The sequence below is a fragment of the Sutcliffiella deserti genome, from assembly GCF_020037475.1.
GTDB lineage: Bacteria > Bacillota > Bacilli > Bacillales > Bacillaceae_I > Sutcliffiella_A > Sutcliffiella_A deserti.
Genome location: NZ_JAIQDB010000004.1, coordinates 177,446 through 192,860, shown reverse-complemented (window position 1 = coordinate 192,860; position 15,415 = coordinate 177,446). Strand labels below are relative to the sequence as shown.

17 protein-coding genes are annotated in these 15,415 nt (G+C 38.5%); 16 read left to right on the top strand and 1 reads right to left on the bottom strand.

The annotated features are described in order from the left end of the window. The first annotated feature begins 258 nt into the window (after window positions 1–258). The 6 genes from K9B36_RS10615 (at window position 259) to K9B36_RS10590 (ending at window position 4,970) form a co-directional block, all read left to right on the top strand. A complete protein-coding gene (locus tag K9B36_RS10615; protein WP_223702029.1) occupies window positions 259–768 on the top strand; it encodes a QcrA and Rieske domain-containing protein in 510 nt (169 codons plus the stop codon). 3 nt (window positions 769–771) lie between these two features. After that, complete coding sequence (qcrB, locus tag K9B36_RS10610; protein WP_223702028.1) at window positions 772–1,446, top strand: menaquinol-cytochrome c reductase cytochrome b subunit; 675 nt, start codon at window positions 772–774, stop codon at window positions 1,444–1,446. 37 nt (window positions 1,447–1,483) lie between these two features. Further along, on the top strand, window positions 1,484–2,278 hold the full coding sequence (locus K9B36_RS10605; protein ID WP_223702027.1) for a menaquinol-cytochrome c reductase cytochrome b/c subunit: 795 nt from the start codon (window positions 1,484–1,486) through the stop codon (window positions 2,276–2,278). A gap of 132 nt (window positions 2,279–2,410) precedes the next feature. Then, entirely contained in the window at window positions 2,411–3,007 is a 597-nt protein-coding gene (locus K9B36_RS10600) for a DUF1405 domain-containing protein (RefSeq protein WP_223702026.1), read from the top strand. Window positions 3,008–3,207: 200 nt separating this feature from the next. Beyond that, entirely contained in the window at window positions 3,208–4,002 is a 795-nt protein-coding gene (ypjB, locus tag K9B36_RS10595) for a sporulation protein YpjB (RefSeq protein WP_223702025.1), read from the top strand. A 293-nt stretch (window positions 4,003–4,295) separates the two neighbouring features. Then, the gene (locus tag K9B36_RS10590) at window positions 4,296–4,970 is read left to right on the top strand and encodes a zinc metallopeptidase (RefSeq protein WP_223702024.1); all 675 of its coding nucleotides are present in this window, start codon (window positions 4,296–4,298) and stop codon (window positions 4,968–4,970) included. A 968-nt stretch (window positions 4,971–5,938) separates the two neighbouring features. Here K9B36_RS10590 and K9B36_RS10585 read toward each other — a convergent pair. After that, window positions 5,939–6,814, bottom strand: a complete 876-nt coding sequence (locus tag K9B36_RS10585; RefSeq protein ID WP_223702023.1) for a YitT family protein — start codon at window positions 6,812–6,814, stop codon at window positions 5,939–5,941. Window positions 6,815–6,908: 94 nt separating this feature from the next. Here K9B36_RS10585 and K9B36_RS10580 point away from each other — a divergent pair, with 94 nt between their 5' ends. The 10 genes from K9B36_RS10580 (at window position 6,909) to panD (ending at window position 15,329) form a co-directional block, all read left to right on the top strand. Continuing rightward, window positions 6,909–7,304, top strand: coding sequence for a nucleotide pyrophosphohydrolase (locus K9B36_RS10580; protein ID WP_399201729.1), 396 nt, complete (start codon window positions 6,909–6,911; stop codon window positions 7,302–7,304). Then, window positions 7,301–8,104, top strand: a complete 804-nt coding sequence (gene dapB / locus K9B36_RS10575; protein ID WP_223702021.1) for a 4-hydroxy-tetrahydrodipicolinate reductase — start codon at window positions 7,301–7,303, stop codon at window positions 8,102–8,104. Before K9B36_RS10580 ends, dapB begins: the two co-directional genes overlap by 4 nt. 18 nt (window positions 8,105–8,122) lie before the next feature. Further along, entirely contained in the window at window positions 8,123–8,551 is a 429-nt protein-coding gene (locus K9B36_RS10570; protein WP_223702020.1) for a methylglyoxal synthase, read from the top strand. Further along, window positions 8,535–9,245, top strand: coding sequence for a bacillithiol biosynthesis deacetylase BshB1 (bshB1, locus tag K9B36_RS10565; RefSeq protein ID WP_223702019.1), 711 nt, complete (start codon window positions 8,535–8,537; stop codon window positions 9,243–9,245). The genes K9B36_RS10570 and bshB1 overlap by 17 nt, the downstream gene beginning before the upstream one ends. Then, window positions 9,246–10,394, top strand: coding sequence for an N-acetyl-alpha-D-glucosaminyl L-malate synthase BshA (bshA, locus tag K9B36_RS10560; protein ID WP_223702018.1), 1,149 nt, complete (start codon window positions 9,246–9,248; stop codon window positions 10,392–10,394). Window positions 10,395–10,583: 189 nt separating this feature from the next. After that, a complete protein-coding gene (locus K9B36_RS10555) occupies window positions 10,584–11,777 on the top strand; it encodes a CCA tRNA nucleotidyltransferase (RefSeq protein ID WP_223702017.1) in 1,194 nt (397 codons plus the stop codon). Beyond that, complete coding sequence (locus K9B36_RS10550; protein WP_223702016.1) at window positions 11,762–12,748, top strand: biotin--[acetyl-CoA-carboxylase] ligase; 987 nt, start codon at window positions 11,762–11,764, stop codon at window positions 12,746–12,748. The genes K9B36_RS10555 and K9B36_RS10550 overlap by 16 nt, the downstream gene beginning before the upstream one ends. Before the next feature lie 377 nt (window positions 12,749–13,125). Continuing rightward, the gene (panB, locus tag K9B36_RS10545) at window positions 13,126–13,962 is read left to right on the top strand and encodes a 3-methyl-2-oxobutanoate hydroxymethyltransferase (protein WP_223702015.1); all 837 of its coding nucleotides are present in this window, start codon (window positions 13,126–13,128) and stop codon (window positions 13,960–13,962) included. Continuing rightward, window positions 13,962–14,804 (top strand): pantoate--beta-alanine ligase, encoded by an 843-nt coding sequence (panC, locus tag K9B36_RS10540; RefSeq protein ID WP_223702014.1) that lies wholly within the window; start codon window positions 13,962–13,964, stop codon window positions 14,802–14,804. The genes panB and panC overlap by 1 nt, the downstream gene beginning before the upstream one ends. A 141-nt stretch (window positions 14,805–14,945) precedes the next feature. Next, window positions 14,946–15,329 (top strand): aspartate 1-decarboxylase, encoded by a 384-nt coding sequence (gene panD, locus K9B36_RS10535; protein WP_223702013.1) that lies wholly within the window; start codon window positions 14,946–14,948, stop codon window positions 15,327–15,329. Window positions 15,330–15,415: the final 86 nt, after the last annotated feature.

The following is a 15,415-nucleotide window of genomic DNA, read 5'->3' as shown; positions in this document are numbered from 1 at the left end:
CAACAGGTTCAGGCAACAAAATTACGTGCTAAATGCCTAAATTAGACCAGAAAAATTTAATTTAACTAAAAAAGCAATATAATTCTATAAGAAAATTAATTTATGTACAAAATAAGTCACAACCTTGACATTATTTCAGTAAAGGAGATTATTGACCTTGAGCTAAGATTGATATATCATGAGAATGTCCTAGTTTTCTATGTGCTATAATCTACCGTCCGTTTGGACTTAGTTTTTTCTATAGAGGGGGGAAAAACAATGAGTGAAAAAAACCATCGTGTGTCAAGACGTCAATTTTTAAACTATACCCTTACTGGTGTAGGCGGATTCATGGCAGCAGGAATGCTAATGCCAATGGTTCGTTTTGCAATTGACCCAGTGTTAAAAGCTGGAGAGGATCAAGACATGGTTTATGTTTGTGAAGAAGCAGATCTGACTAATGAACCACAAAGTTTCAACTACAAAGTCAATCAAGTTGATGCATGGTATGAATCGGAAGAACCAAGAACAGCTTGGATTTACAAAAATGAAGACGGCAATATAGTTGCTTTATCTCCAGTATGTAAGCATCTTGGCTGTACAGTAAACTGGGCTTCAGATCCAGCAAATCCTGACAAATTCTTCTGTCCATGTCATTATGGCTTATACGAAAAAAATGGTGACAATGTACCTAACACTCCACCAGTCGCTCCACTAGATGTATATCCGCATGAAGTGAGAGAAGGATCAGTGTACTTGGGTAGAGCAACACCTAAAGGGGAGGCGTAATAATTGTTAAATAAGATTTATGATTGGGTTGACGAACGATTAGATATTACGCCGATGTGGCGGGATATTGCAGATCATGAAGTTCCAGAGCACGTAAACCCAGCGCATCACTTCTCAGCTTTTGTTTACTGTTTTGGTGGATTAACATTCTTTATAACAGTTATTCAAGTTCTATCCGGAATGTTTTTAACTATGTACTATGTTCCAGATATCAAAAATGCCTGGGAATCTGTTTATTATTTGCAAAATGAAGTAGCGTTCGGTCAAATCGTACGCGGAATGCATCACTGGGGAGCAAGTCTTGTTATCGTAATGATGTTCTTACATACACTGCGTGTTTTCTTCCAAGGTGCATATAAAAAACCGCGTGAACTTAACTGGGTGGTAGGAGTGCTTATCTTCTTCGTCATGTTAGGTCTTGGTTTTACAGGTTACTTATTACCTTGGGATATGAAAGCGTTATTTGCTACAAAAGTAGGTTTGGAGATTGCAGCAGCGACACCTATTATAGGGGATGCAGTGAAAACGTTGCTTGCGGGACACCCGGATATCGTTGGTGCACAAACACTGACCCGTTTCTTTGCGATTCATGTATTTTTCTTGCCTGCAGCTCTATTTGGTTTAATGGGAGCTCACTTTGTCATGATTCGTAAACAAGGTATTTCAGGACCGCTATAAGATTCAATATTTAGGATAACAAAGGAGGGGAACATATATGCATAGAGGAAAAGGTATGAAGTTTGTTGGCGACTCCCGTGTACCTGCAGTTCGGAAACCTAATATTCCAAAAGACTATTCGGAGTTTCCTGGTAAAACGGAAGCGTTCTGGCCAAACTTCCTGCTGAAAGAATGGATGGTAGGTGCGGTTTTCTTAATCGCGTTCCTATGCTTGACAGTAGCGCATGAGCCGCCTCTTCAACGTATCGCAGATCCAACTGATACTGGATATATTCCATTACCAGACTGGTACTTTTTATTCTTATACGAATTGCTTAAATATCGATATGCTGCTGGAGACTTTACGGTGATTGGTGCATTGGTAATGCCAGGTCTGGCATTTGGAGCTCTTTTACTCGCTCCGTTCCTTGATCGTGGACCAGAACGTCGCGCAAGCAAGCGCCCAGTTGCAACCGGTTTAATGTTATTGGGTATTGCTTCCATCTTCTTTTTAACTTGGCAGTCTGTAGATTCTCATGACTGGGAAGCTGCAGAAAAGCAAGGGGAAATTAGAGAAGAACTTGCTATTGAAATCGATGAAACTGCTGAAGGCTACCAAATACTAACTGAACAAACATGTTTATCTTGCCATGCGACTAACCTTCAAGGGACTCCAGGTGTAGGTGCAAACTTACTGGACAATCCTGATTATACTGTTGAAGAGTATATCGACATAGCAAAAAATGGTATCGGTGAAATGGCCGGTGGTATTTTCAAAGGAACAGATGAAGAAGCACAAATTCTTGGTGAATACTTAGTTGAAATGAATGAACAAGCTGCAGAAGCAGAATAAGAAAACTGGCTATTTTAGCCAGTTTTTTTGTATACTAATTAATACATATGAAGTTTGAATAAAAAGGCTCTATTTACTATTCTTCTACCTAGAAAAAAGTAGGTAAAGTCTGATACAAAGTGAGGAATATTAATGCTTAATTGGTTTATTTATCTATTAAAAACCCCTTTTATGCTCTGGAGCGTTCTCATCATCAATGTTCTAGGAACAATCTATGGGTACATTTGGTACGGTGTGCAATTAAAAGATACCCCCGCCATTTTTTTGATTTTTGTTCCTGATAGCCCTACCGCAAGTCTATTTTTCGTATTTGTTTTAATAGGATTTATATTGAAGAAGAATTTCAAGCTTTTTGAAGCTTTGGCGATTGTCACTCTAGTGAAATATGGGATATGGGCAGTAGTGATGAATATACTTACACTATTAGAAACGGGATATCTACCGATAGAAGGTTATATGTTAATTTTTTCACATGGTGCCATGGCTGTACAGGGTATATTATACAGTCCTTATTACCGTTTCACAATCTGGCATTTAGTAATAGCAGCGGTTTGGACTTTACATAATGACGTTATCGATTATGTGTTTAAAATGATGCCGTGGTACGGTAGTTTAATAAAGTATATGCCTCAGATCGGGTATTTTACTTTTTGGCTCAGTGTTTTTTCTATAGGTGTTGCCTATTACTTTTCTATAAGAAAAGGTCGCCAAAAATTGGCTCTTGATTAATTTAGGCTATCTACCTATAGATTGATGCTTTTATCCCGCAGGCGTAGCCGAGGAGGCTCCAGGACCGCCCCGTGGAACGCGTAGCCATCTGTGGAAATCAACACGTTTAACACAGGCAATCTATAAAAGAGCCTTAATTAAAGTTCTAACCTTGTCCACTTTCTCATAATATTTACAAGAGAATATAGGAGGGACAAGCGATGAAAGGTAAAAAGATTTTTGTCATTTTTCTTTTATTATTACTAATTTTCCCACTAAGTTTTTATGCACATTCTCATACAGACAGACATCCTTTAAGGTTAAATAATATAACGGATGATGCGCTTCAATTGGCGAAAAATGAAAAGTATGTAGAAGCGAACAACTTATTGGAAATCTTTTTCGAGGAATTTTCTAAGGTAATGCTTACTGAACGCGATATTCCGATGGATCAGATTCAACTAATCACCATCGTCCACAACCAATCAGTAGAGGCTATAACAGATGATGCTCTACCACACGAGGGGAAGGTCAGAGCGATGACAAGGTTTCGGCTCGTTGTAGATGCCTTTACCTCTGAACACCAACCCATCTGGACGGAAATGGAGGTTCCTCTCCTTACAACCTTTCATCAATTGAAAGATACCATTGAGATGAGGGATAGTGATTCATACCATAATTCATACCATCGTCTCCTTTTACATTATGATCTGATTCATCCGAGCTTAAGAATGGATGTAAAGCCTGAAACTATCCGCAAAGTGGATGCTCATATTGAGTACTTAAGTGAAAATCAAAATGAGCTTTTAAGTATGCAAAGTATGGATCAACTCGCTGTTATGGAAGCAGACTTTAAATCATTATTTGAAAATTTGAAGGAGGACGAAGCGGATCCATCCTTAATTTGGGTAATGATTTCCACCGGCAGTATTATCTTTTTTACTCTTTCTTATGTTGGTTGGAGAAAATATGAGGCGGATAGAAAAATTGCAATGCGTAAAAAGGGAAAAGAATGAAGTTGAGATGGGGTAAGTAAGAATACTATTCCACTATTCCTGATAATATAGAGGGCACTATTTAAACTTTCATCCATGGGAGATGCGAGAGTCTCCCATGCTATGCCTGCGTGGACGCACGTCTACCGCGCCCCGCGGACATGAAGCCTTTCGTGGAGAGGACCGGCGGTATTAAACTGAAACCTATATACATAGCAAAGAATAAAAAAGGCGGTTTATCTAAATTCTATAAGTGATAGCATTTACTGTTTGATGTTTATAATCATCTGTAAAGCAACATGGAGGTTTTGCTTATGGGACTTTATTTAATTTACTTTGCTATTCTCCTTGTTGTTCCGCTTTGGGCCCAATCGAGAGTGAAAAGTGCTTATAAAAAATATTCAAATGTTCCTTCTTCGTCTGGTTTAACTGGAGAGGAAGTGGCTAGGAGAATATTAAGCGAAAACGGAATGTACGATGTGCAGGTGGAAGAAACAAGAGGGGTGCTAACGGATCATTATGATCCAAGAAGCAAAAAAGTCCGCTTATCTTCCCATAACTTTCATGGAAATTCAATAGCTGGGGCGGCCATTGCGGCTCATGAAGTTGGTCACGCTATACAAGATGAGCAACAGTATGCCTTTTTGCGGCTTCGGCACTCATTAGTACCACTAGCGAGTCTAGGTTCAAATATGTCGTTCTTTATTATCTTTGCAGGATTGATTTTTGGAGTTAATAATTTGATATTGGTTGGTATTATTTTTATGTCTGCTGCGGTCCTTTTCCAGCTAGTAACCCTACCTGTGGAATTTGATGCATCTAATAGGGCAATGGACCAAGTAGTTTCCTTGGGTATTATAAATAATAATGAGGAACGAAATACGAAAAAAGTGTTAAATGCTGCTGCCTTAACGTATGTTGCAGCGGCTGCTGTAGCTGTAGCAGAGCTTGCAAGGTTCATACTGATCTATTTAGGAAATAGAGAGTAGTTGACCTTGTGTGATAAGAATAATTCAACAAAACAATATATGAAAAACAATTGGAAAAAGGGATTGTTTATAAAGAAAACAGGAACAGGATGATCCTCTTCCTGTTTTTTACTTTTTTCAAAAAACTGTGCTCTTTAAGAGTAAGAAATTTAGGGATAAACAAGTAGATGAAAGCAAAGAGCACGTAGGATGATGTACAAATAAGAAGTAAGTACCTGAAAAGCAGGGAAGCGCATGGATGATGTACCTAAAAGAGCAAAGTAAGTACATGAAAAGCAGATGAACCGATGGATGATGTACCTCAAAGAGTGAAGTAAGTACATGAAAAGCAGGGAAACGCATGGATGATGTACCTAAAAGAGCAAAGGAAGTACATGAAAAGCAGATGAACCGATGGATGATGTACCTCAAAGAGTGAAGTAAGTACATGAAAAGCAGGGAAACGCATGGATGATGTACCTAAAAGAGCAAAGTAAGTACATGAAAAGCAGATGAACCGATGGATGATGTACCAACAAGAGGCAAAGTAAGTACATGAAAAGCAGATGAACCGATGGATGATGTACCTAAAAGAGTGAAGTAAGTACATGAAAAGCAGGGAAACGCATGGATGATGTACCTAAAAGAGTGAAGTAAGTACATGAAAAGCAGATGAACCGATGGATGATGGACCAACAAGAGGCAAAGTAAGGACATGAAAAGCAGATGAACCGATGGATGATGTACCTAACAGAGTGAAGTAAGTACATGAAAAGCAGGGAAACGCATGGATGATGTACCTAAAAGGATGAAGTAAGTACAATAAAAGCAAAGAAACCCGAAGAATAATGTACCAAGCCTACAGAAGCTTAGAATGCACATAAAAGAACAGGTAAATAAATGAGGTTGCGTTTAAAACACTCTTGCCAGAATGGAAATAACGAATAAACTAAAAAAAGGACCGGGCGGTTTATGCCCGGTTCTTCCTATTACCTCTCAACTGGGTTTTTATTTTCATCAAGGGTAAAGCCTTCACCAAGCACATCATGGACGTCACTTACGGCAACGAATGCATGTGGGTCAACGGATGTGATGACGTTTTTAAGTTTAACTAGTTCGTTTTTTGCAACTACACAGTAAAGGATATTTCTTTCTAATTTTGAAAAAGATCCTTTTCCATGCAGTATTGTTACTCCTCTGTCCATTTCTTGGTTTATTTTTAATGCGATATCTTCGTGTTTGTCAGAGATGATAGTAGTCCCTTTTGCGGCATATGCCCCTTCTTGCATGAAATCAATTACACGGGCAGCCACGAATACAGCGACAAGTGTATACATTGCTTCCTGATAGGTTAAATACATAATTAGTGAAACAATAATTACAACCGCATCAAACACAAACATGGCCTTACCCATGCTCCAGCCAATGTACTTATGTGCCAGTCTGGCAATAATATCTACTCCTCCGGTCGTCCCTCCATATCGGAAGATTATTCCTAACCCAATACCAATAAATACACCGGCAAATAAAGCAGCTAAAGTCAGATCGTCTTCAAGCGGGGGAAACATTAAAGGCACACGTTGGAATATCCATAGGAATATGGAAACACTAATCGTACCAATAATTGTGTAGATAAAAGTATTTCGTCCAAGTAATTTCCAACCAATAAAAAAAATAGGGATGTTTAAGATTAGATTTGTATAGGATGGATCTAAATTAAACAGGAAAAATAATAGAAGGGTTATTCCGGTAAATCCCCCTTCGGCTAAGTTGTTTTGCATATTAAAGTTCACAAGGCCAAATGCAAAAATAGCAGATCCGATTAAAATAAAGAAAATATTAGTAAGTTTTATACCTTTAAACAATTTGATGTCCTCCAAAAAACTAGTCAATTTTGCAACCACTTCATTATAATGGAATAGTAGATCATAAGTAAATGCTTCGAAGGGTCTTAATTATTTGTCAAATGATAAGGTTTTAGCTAACATGAATAGGTGGGGTGTTATAATGAGTAAAAAAACGATGAAACAGATGCAGCAAGAGGTGGACGAATATATTTCCCAATTTAAAGAAGGATATTTTAGTCCGCTTACGATGCTCGCAAGAATGACGGAAGAAGTAGGGGAGTTATCCCGAGAAATTAATCATTATTATGGAGAAAAACCCAAAAAACATACTGAGAAAGAAAAAACAGTAGAAGAGGAAATGGGGGACGTTCTCTTTGTTCTTATATGTTTTGCCAATTCCTTAGATATAGATCTTCAAGAAGCGCATGAAAGAGTGATGAAAAAATTTCACACTAGAGATAAAGATAGATGGACTAGGTTGGAAGAAAAAGGAGAAGAATCAGAGTGAAAACAATAAAGATAATCTTGGCGGGCCCGCGTGGCAGAATGGGAAAAGAAGCAGTTGAATTAATACATAGAACAGAGCATTTTGAATTAGTGGCATGTATCGATAGAATGAATGACGGCAAGAAGATTGCAGAAATAGAAGGATTTCCAGCGATTGATGCCCTCGTTTATTCTGATCCTAGAAAATGTTTTCAATCAGTGGCTGCAGACGTCCTAATTGACCTAACAACACCAGAAATAGGTAAAATACACACCAAGCTTGCATTAGAATATGGTGTTCGACCGGTTGTTGGGACAACAGGATTTAATGAAGTAGAGTTGGCGGAATTAACAGAGCTTGCCGAGGAAAAGAAGACAGGTGTTATTATCGCGCCTAACTTTGCAGTAGGAGCAATTCTTATGATGAAGTTTGCTCAGATGGCTGCCAAGCATTTAGAAGATGTGGAAATCATTGAACTTCATCATGATCGGAAGCTTGATGCACCGTCCGGCACTGCGCTTAAAACTGCTGAATTGATTTCTAGTACAAGAAAAGCGAAACAACAAGGAAATCCTGATGAAGTGGAGCAACTTGAGGGTGCAAGAGGCGCACAAACAAAGGATGGTATTCGCATTCATAGTGTCCGTTTACCAGGACTTGTAGCACATCAAGAGGTTATGTTTGGTGGAGAAGGGCAGTCTTTGACAATTAAACATGATTCTTATAACCGTGCCTCCTTTATGTCAGGAGTTAAGCTGGCGGTAGAAACGGTTATGACATTGGATGTTTTAGTATATGGGCTTGAAAATATCATTGAATAGTGAGAGGTGGGGAACTAAGTGAAGATCGCATTAATTTCACATGATAAGAAAAAACCGGATATGATACAATTTGTGACAGCCTATCAGCAGACATTACAGCAGCATGAGCTTTTTGCAACGGGAACTACTGGCTTACGAATTGCCGAGGCCACCGGTTTACCTGTTCACCGATTTCAATCTGGACCACTGGGAGGAGATCAGGAGATAGGTGCATTAATCGCCCAAAATAAGATGGATATGGTAATATTTTTCCGTGATCCACTAACTGCCCAGCCTCATGAACCGGACGTTACTGCCCTCCTGCGATTATGTGATGTATACTCCATTCCCCTAGCAACAAATATGGGAACGGCGGAGATCTTAATAAATGGATTAAAACGTGGCGAATTAAACTGGAGAAACGTTATTCATGATAAAGAAGGCGAGAAAAATGAGTCAAAATCTTGATATTCTAGCATTTGGGGCACACCCGGATGATGTAGAAATAGGGATGGCTGGTACGTTGGCTAAATATAAAGAACAGGGTTATAAAATCGGGATATGTGACTTAACTTATGCAGAGCTTTCTTCAAATGGAACAAAGACTATTCGTCAAGAAGAAGCGAAAGCAGCAAGTAAGGTGCTTGATTTAGATTCCCGCATTCAGCTTTCTCTGCCAGATCGCGGGTTGTATAATAAGGAGGACTATATTCTTGAAATAGTTTCTGTGATCCGCCGTTATAAACCGAAGCTTGTTTTTGCACCTTATTCTCAAGATCGACATCCAGATCACGGTAATTGTGCTCTATTAGTGGAGGAAGCTGTCTTCTCATCAGGTATTAGAAAATATCAGGATCCAGCGGAGCTCGGTGCACACAAAGTTCATAACCTTTATTTTTATATGATTAACGGTATGCACCAAGCTCAATTCTACATAGATATAAGTAGTCAAATCGAAAAGAAAAAGCAGGCGCTTCTCTCCTATGCAAGTCAGTTCGAGAAGAAAGAAGATAGCATAGATACTCCGTTAACCAACGGATATATTGAAGGCGTCATTAGCAGAGAAAGAGCATATGGTAGACAAATCGGAACACAATATGCAGAAGGTTTCTTCGCGAAAGCACCCTTAGTCATAAACTATGATTTACTAGGTGGGATTTAATTGAAATTAAAAATTGGTATCACTTGCTATCCTACTGTTGGGGGATCTGGTGTCATTGCAACCGAACTTGGGAAGCTATTAGCAGAAAAAGGGCATGAAATTCATTTTATATCTTCAAGTATGCCATTCAGATTAAAAAAGGTTTATAGCAATATCTATTATCATGAGGTACAGGTTAACCACTATTCAGTATTCCAATACCCACCTTACGACTTGGCTCTAGCTAGTAAAATGGCGGAGGTAGCAAAACGGGAGGACTTGGATCTTCTCCATGTACATTATGCAATTCCGCACGCTGTCTGTGCCTATCTTGCAAAAAAAATGGTAGGAGAACACTTGAAAATCGTTACCACTCTCCACGGTACAGATATTACGGTCTTAGGCTCTGACCCATCATTAAATGACATGATTAAGTTTGGAATTGAGGGTTCTGATGTCGTCACAGCAGTTTCTGAGTCACTAGTACAGCAAACCTATGATTTACTGCAACCAAAAAAGGACATCCAAACAGTTTATAATTTTATTGATGAACGTGTCTATTGTAAAAAAGATACAGGAGAGTTAAAAGAACAGTACGGTATCTCTGCTGAGGATAAAGTAATCATTCATGTTTCTAACTTTAGACAAGTAAAAAGAGTAACCGATGTTGTCCGTTCTTTTCATCTTATACAAAAGGATATCCCCTCGAAGCTATTATTAGTAGGGGACGGACCTGAGATTTCTGTCGTATGCAGGCTTGTGAAAGAGCTTGGTATTTCAGAGAAAGTTCTTTTCCTTGGAAAACAGGAAAACGTCGAGGACCTATATTCCATAAGTGATTTGATGCTATTATTATCGCAAAAAGAAAGTTTTGGTCTTGTATTGTTAGAAGCAATGGCGTGTGGTGTGCCTTCCGTTGGCACAAACGTTGGAGGAATTCCTGAAGTTATTGCTCATGGAGAGACAGGATACTTAAGTGAATTGGGAGATGTAGAAAATATAGCAAAACAGGCTATTTCAATTTTAGGAAATAGCGACCTACACCAAAGTTTTTCTGAGAACTCAATCAAAAGAGTAAGAGATCTCTTCAGTTCTAGAAATATTGTAAACCAATACGAAGAATTATATTGGAATTTAATACAAGAAAAGCACCTTACGGCAAAATCGTGATAATGCATCGTGCTGGATCGTTTTCCATTCTCTGAATGTGAAAAAGAACGGTAGCTGCTTGGGCAGTATCTAATCAAGAATTTCCAGTGGTATACCAACATAGCCTCCTCTAATAACTGGATTGGACAGAAATCAATTGCCCAACATATCAAATGTTACAGAATGGATGTAATAGAGTGGAGGGGAAAGATGAATCAAGCTTTCAAACATGCAATACCTATAATATCGACTCTCGAAAAACATGGTCATGAGGCCCTTTTTGTAGGTGGGTCTGTTCGGGACTACCTAATGGACAGGGAAATAGGCGACATTGATATTGCTACCTCCGCTTTTCCAAAACAGATACAAGCACTTTTCCCTAAAACAATTGATGTTGGAGCAGAACATGGAACGATTATTGTAGTTGAAGAGGAAAATACATATGAAGTGACCACCTTTCGTGCCGATGGAACTTATTCTGATAAAAGAAGACCTGATGTGGTTACCTTTGTTACAAACTTAGAGGAAGACTTAAAGCGCCGTGACTTTACAATGAATGCCATTGCAATGACGAAAGATGGAACCATAATTGATCCATACTCTGGAAAGGATGCGATTAAAGGGAAGCTAATACAAACAGTAGGTGAGGCCTCTGAACGCTTTCATGAAGACGCCCTTAGAATGTTAAGAGCACTACGTTTTAGCTCCCAATTATCGTTTTCCATTCATCAAGATACCTTCCAGGCTGTGAAAGACTATGCCCATTTTCTTCAAGATGTTTCTGTAGAAAGAAAAACTGTTGAGTTTGAAAAGCTCTTAAAAGGTCAGGGCTTAAATAGCAGTTTGCATCTACTAGTTGAATCTGGTATTTATCGCTATTTGCCATTTTTAGAAAATAAAAAAGATGAACTGTTAAAATTAAGTATCCTTTCTCCTACTGTTGTTAATGAAAGGGAATTGCTATGGACGGCCATTGCTTATATTCTTCAGATTAAAGATGTAGAAGCCTTCCTGGACGCTTGGAAACTACCTAAGAAACTCTCTAAAGCTGTAAAAGATAACATTTTCGTTATCAATCGCTTCCTAAAGGAAGATTGGCATCAAGCACTTATTTATCATGCAGGCTGGAAGTCTACTATAGCGGCTCATCAAGTTTTGGTTTTAGTGGAGATGGACAAGCCTGAGTCATACCTATACATAAAACAACTATACGACAAATTACCCATCTATTCTTTGCGGGACATTGAATTAAATGGCAATGACCTTGTCGAATGTTTAAACCGAAAGCCGGGAAAATGGATCGCAGAGGTCCTTCAGGAAATAGAACAAGAAATTTTACTTGGTAGTCTAGTTAATGAAGCATCTGTTTTAAAGGAGTGGGTAAGATCTTGGCAACAGAAATAAGAACAAAGCTTTTAAAAATGTTCACTAAGTCAAATGGTGAATTCCTATCAGGACAGAAAATAAGTGAGGAACTCGGTTGTTCACGAACAGCAGTTTGGAAGCATATTGAAGAATTAAGGCAAGCAGGCTACGAATTAGAGGCTATTAGAAGAAAAGGGTATCGTATTACTAAAATACCAGAAAAAATTAGTTCCAATGAAATATCGTTGGGGTTAAAAACTCTAAACCTAGGCAGAGTGATACATTTTGAAGAATCTGTAGGCTCTACACAAAAGATTGCCCATCAGCTTGCCCATGATGGAGCACTCGAAGGAACCTTGGTGGTGGCAGAAGAACAGACCTCAGGAAGAGGAAGATTGAATCGCGAATGGTTTTCTCCAAAATATACAGGGGTGTGGATGAGCTTAATTTTAAGACCCAATCTTCCTCCTGCAAAAGCACCGCAGCTAACACTTTTAACAGCCGTTGCAATATCACAAGCAATCGAAGAAGTAACCTCTCTAAGACCGGACATCAAGTGGCCGAATGATATATTACTTAATAAAAAGAAAACTGTCGGAATATTAACTGAGATGCAGGCAGAAGCGGATAAGATTAACTCGGTTATCATCGGAATAGGAATTAATGTAAATCAACAACTGGAGCATTTTCCCGAAGAGCTTCACACAATTGCTACTTCCCTCTCCATTGAGCTTAAAAAACCGATAAATCGTGCAGAACTTATTCAAATGGTTTTACTAAAATTTGAAAATTTATATCAAATATACTTGGAGCATGGATTTTACCCGATAAAATTATTATGGGAGTCATATGCCATTAGCATTGGCAAAAAAATCATTGCAAGAACTATTACAGGAACTCTTACTGGAACAGCAAAAGGAATTACAGAAGACGGTGTTCTCATGCTCGAGGGAGAAGATGGCAAAATAAGCTATATCCACTCTGCAGATATTGAATTAGACAATAAATAAGCTTCTTGCCATCAGCTCTTAGCAAATACAAAATGCTAACACAAATGCAACGAAGTATACGTAAACTGTCAAAAATAAAAACGTTGGCTTCTTTTAGAATCATCTTTTATAATGGTAACGTGGGCAGTATCCTAAAAGAACTGCACCTAGTGATATACGCAGTAAGATAAAGCTATTATCGTATAGAATGAAAAGCGAAACTTTAACAACCAAATATCTGCCTTGATCCAAAGGACTAGGACAGAGGGATTGAACTACACCGATTAATTTTCATTTTGCATTTATGTGTAAAATTAACCTTCCTTCTTTCTGCTGAAAGAAGGTTTTTTTGTCCGGTCGGCGTTCATTTCCTGTCCTCAAAAAGAGGAGGAAAGAATGTGAAAACAGCAACTGATTTTTTAAAGATGAAGCAAGAGCAAGATAAAATCGTCATGTTAACGGCTTATGATTATCCTTCTGCGAAGCTAGCAGAAGAAGCAGGAGTGGATGTTATCCTCGTGGGTGATTCACTTGGAATGGTAGTGTTGGGTTATGATTCCACGGTACCGGTAACGGTAGAAGACATGATTCATCATACAAAAGCAGTTAAACGTGGAGCTAAATCCACCTTTATAGTGACAGACATGCCCTTTATGTCCTACCATCTTTCAATGGAGAATACTCTTTCTAATGCCAAAAGAATTATTCAGGATTCAGGAGCTCATGCGTTAAAAGTGGAAGGGGCCGATGAAGTAATTAATGTGATACGTTCCTTGACTCTTTGTGGTGTTCCAGTTGTAGGTCATTTAGGACTTACCCCTCAATCGGTGGGTGTTCTTGGTGGATATAAAGTGCAAGGTAAAGATGTGGAAAGCGCTCAGAAAATGATAGAAGATGCAAAACAAATAGAAAAAGCAGGTGCCATGGCGCTTGTACTTGAATGTGTACCCTTACAGCTTGCACAGGAAATCACCGCACAACTCTCCATTCCAACGATTGGGATAGGAGCAGGGGAAGGCACAGACGGCCAGGTACTAGTATTTCATGATGTTGTCACATATGGGGTGGACAGAGTGCCTAAATTTGTAAAATCCTATGTGGATGTGCAAGCGCTTATAAAAGATGGGTTGTCGGATTACGCAAAAGAAGTGAAAAATATACAGTTTCCTAAACTAGAGCAAAGCTTTACGATGAAAGAAGAAACTTTGCAAAGATTATATGGGGGCAAAAAATAGTGAAAATTTTTCATTCAATTGCCGAAATGCAAAAGGTAAGCCAAGAGCTTCGACAGGCTCATAAAACGATTGGATTTGTTCCAACGATGGGTTTTTTGCATGAAGGACATGAAACTTTAATAAAAGAGGCGAAACAACAAAATGATGTAGTGGTCTTGAGTATTTTTGTAAATCCGCTCCAATTTGGACCAAATGAAGATTTTGATGCCTATCCAAGAGATATAAAAAGGGACGAAACGATTGCAAGAAAGCTAAAAGTAGATTATCTCTTTTATCCAGCCACAGAGGAGATGTACAAAAGCGAACGAGCCACTTTGATCAAAGTAGAAAAGCGGGTAGACGTTTTGTGTGGAAAAAATCGTCCGGGTCATTTTGATGGGGTAGCAACGGTTGTCATGAAGCTTTTTCAAATTGTTATGCCACATAATGTTTATTTTGGAATGAAAGATGCTCAACAGGTCGCGGTATTAGAAGGATTGATTACTGACTATCATCTTCTAATCAATTTAGTTAGGGTAAATACAGTTAGAGAACATGATGGACTGGCGAAGAGCTCTCGAAATGTTTATTTAACAGAAGAAGAAAGAACAGAGGCACCTTCTCTCTATAGAGCATTGCTCCTTGGTAAGGATAAAATTCTAAAGGGCGAGGAAATTGATAATGTTACACAATTTGTGGCCAAATGGATTAATGAAAATACGCAAGCTCAGCTAGAATATCTTGAGATTTTATCGTATCCCACTTTAGCAAAAGTGACAGATACAAAGAAACAAGAAAGCTTGATAATCGCAGTTGCTGCTAAATATAGTAAGGCAAGACTGATTGACAACATTGTCTTTTAATACCATCTTTTCGATAAGAAATTAACTTGAATCTCACACAGTCTCATGCCGCTGGTAGGTCCATACGCCGGATAAAGCATGCTAGCATGAAAGACTACAGCGGTAATGAAAATAGCCTAAACCAAAAAGGGGAGCACTGAAATGTTTCGAACACTTATGAATGCAAAAATCCACCGTGCACGTGTTACAGATGCCAATTTAAACTATGTAGGAAGTATTACTATAGATGAAGATATACTAGATTCTGTGGGGCTTGCAGCTAATGAAAAGGTTCAAATTGTAAATAATAACAATGGCGCTCGATTTGAAACGTATATTATACCTGGTACAAGAGGTGGAAAAGAATTTTGCCTTAATGGAGCTGCAGCAAGGCTTGTACAAAAAGGAGATGTAATAATTGTAATCTCCTACTGTCTTATCAGTGAGGAGCAGGTGAAACATCATCAACCTAAAGTTGCAGTAATGAACGAGTATAATGAAATTGTAGAAATGCTTGGTACAGAACCAGCAGCGACTATATTGTAACTCCCTCATTTGAGGGGGTTTTTCTTTTCGAATAATGGAGAAAATGATAAAAAGATATTTTTTTAAAGTGCGGACTATGATACTTT

Excerpts from the sequence above, each read along its gene's own strand:
- K9B36_RS10555 (WP_223702017.1), top strand. The coding sequence starts at position 10,584 with ATGAATCAAGCTTTCAAACATGCAATACCTATAATATCGACTCTCGAA.
- bshB1 (WP_223702019.1), top strand. The coding sequence starts at position 8,535 with ATGAGTCAAAATCTTGATATTCTAGCATTTGGGGCACACCCGGATGAT.
- panD (WP_223702013.1), top strand. The coding sequence starts at position 14,946 with ATGTTTCGAACACTTATGAATGCAAAAATCCACCGTGCACGTGTTACA.
- K9B36_RS10600 (WP_223702026.1), top strand. The coding sequence starts at position 2,411 with ATGCTTAATTGGTTTATTTATCTATTAAAAACCCCTTTTATGCTCTGG.
- K9B36_RS10590 (WP_223702024.1), top strand. The coding sequence starts at position 4,296 with ATGGGACTTTATTTAATTTACTTTGCTATTCTCCTTGTTGTTCCGCTT.
- K9B36_RS10615 (WP_223702029.1), top strand. The coding sequence starts at position 259 with ATGAGTGAAAAAAACCATCGTGTGTCAAGACGTCAATTTTTAAACTAT.
- ypjB (WP_223702025.1), top strand. The coding sequence starts at position 3,208 with ATGAAAGGTAAAAAGATTTTTGTCATTTTTCTTTTATTATTACTAATT.
- K9B36_RS10605 (WP_223702027.1), top strand. The coding sequence starts at position 1,484 with ATGCATAGAGGAAAAGGTATGAAGTTTGTTGGCGACTCCCGTGTACCT.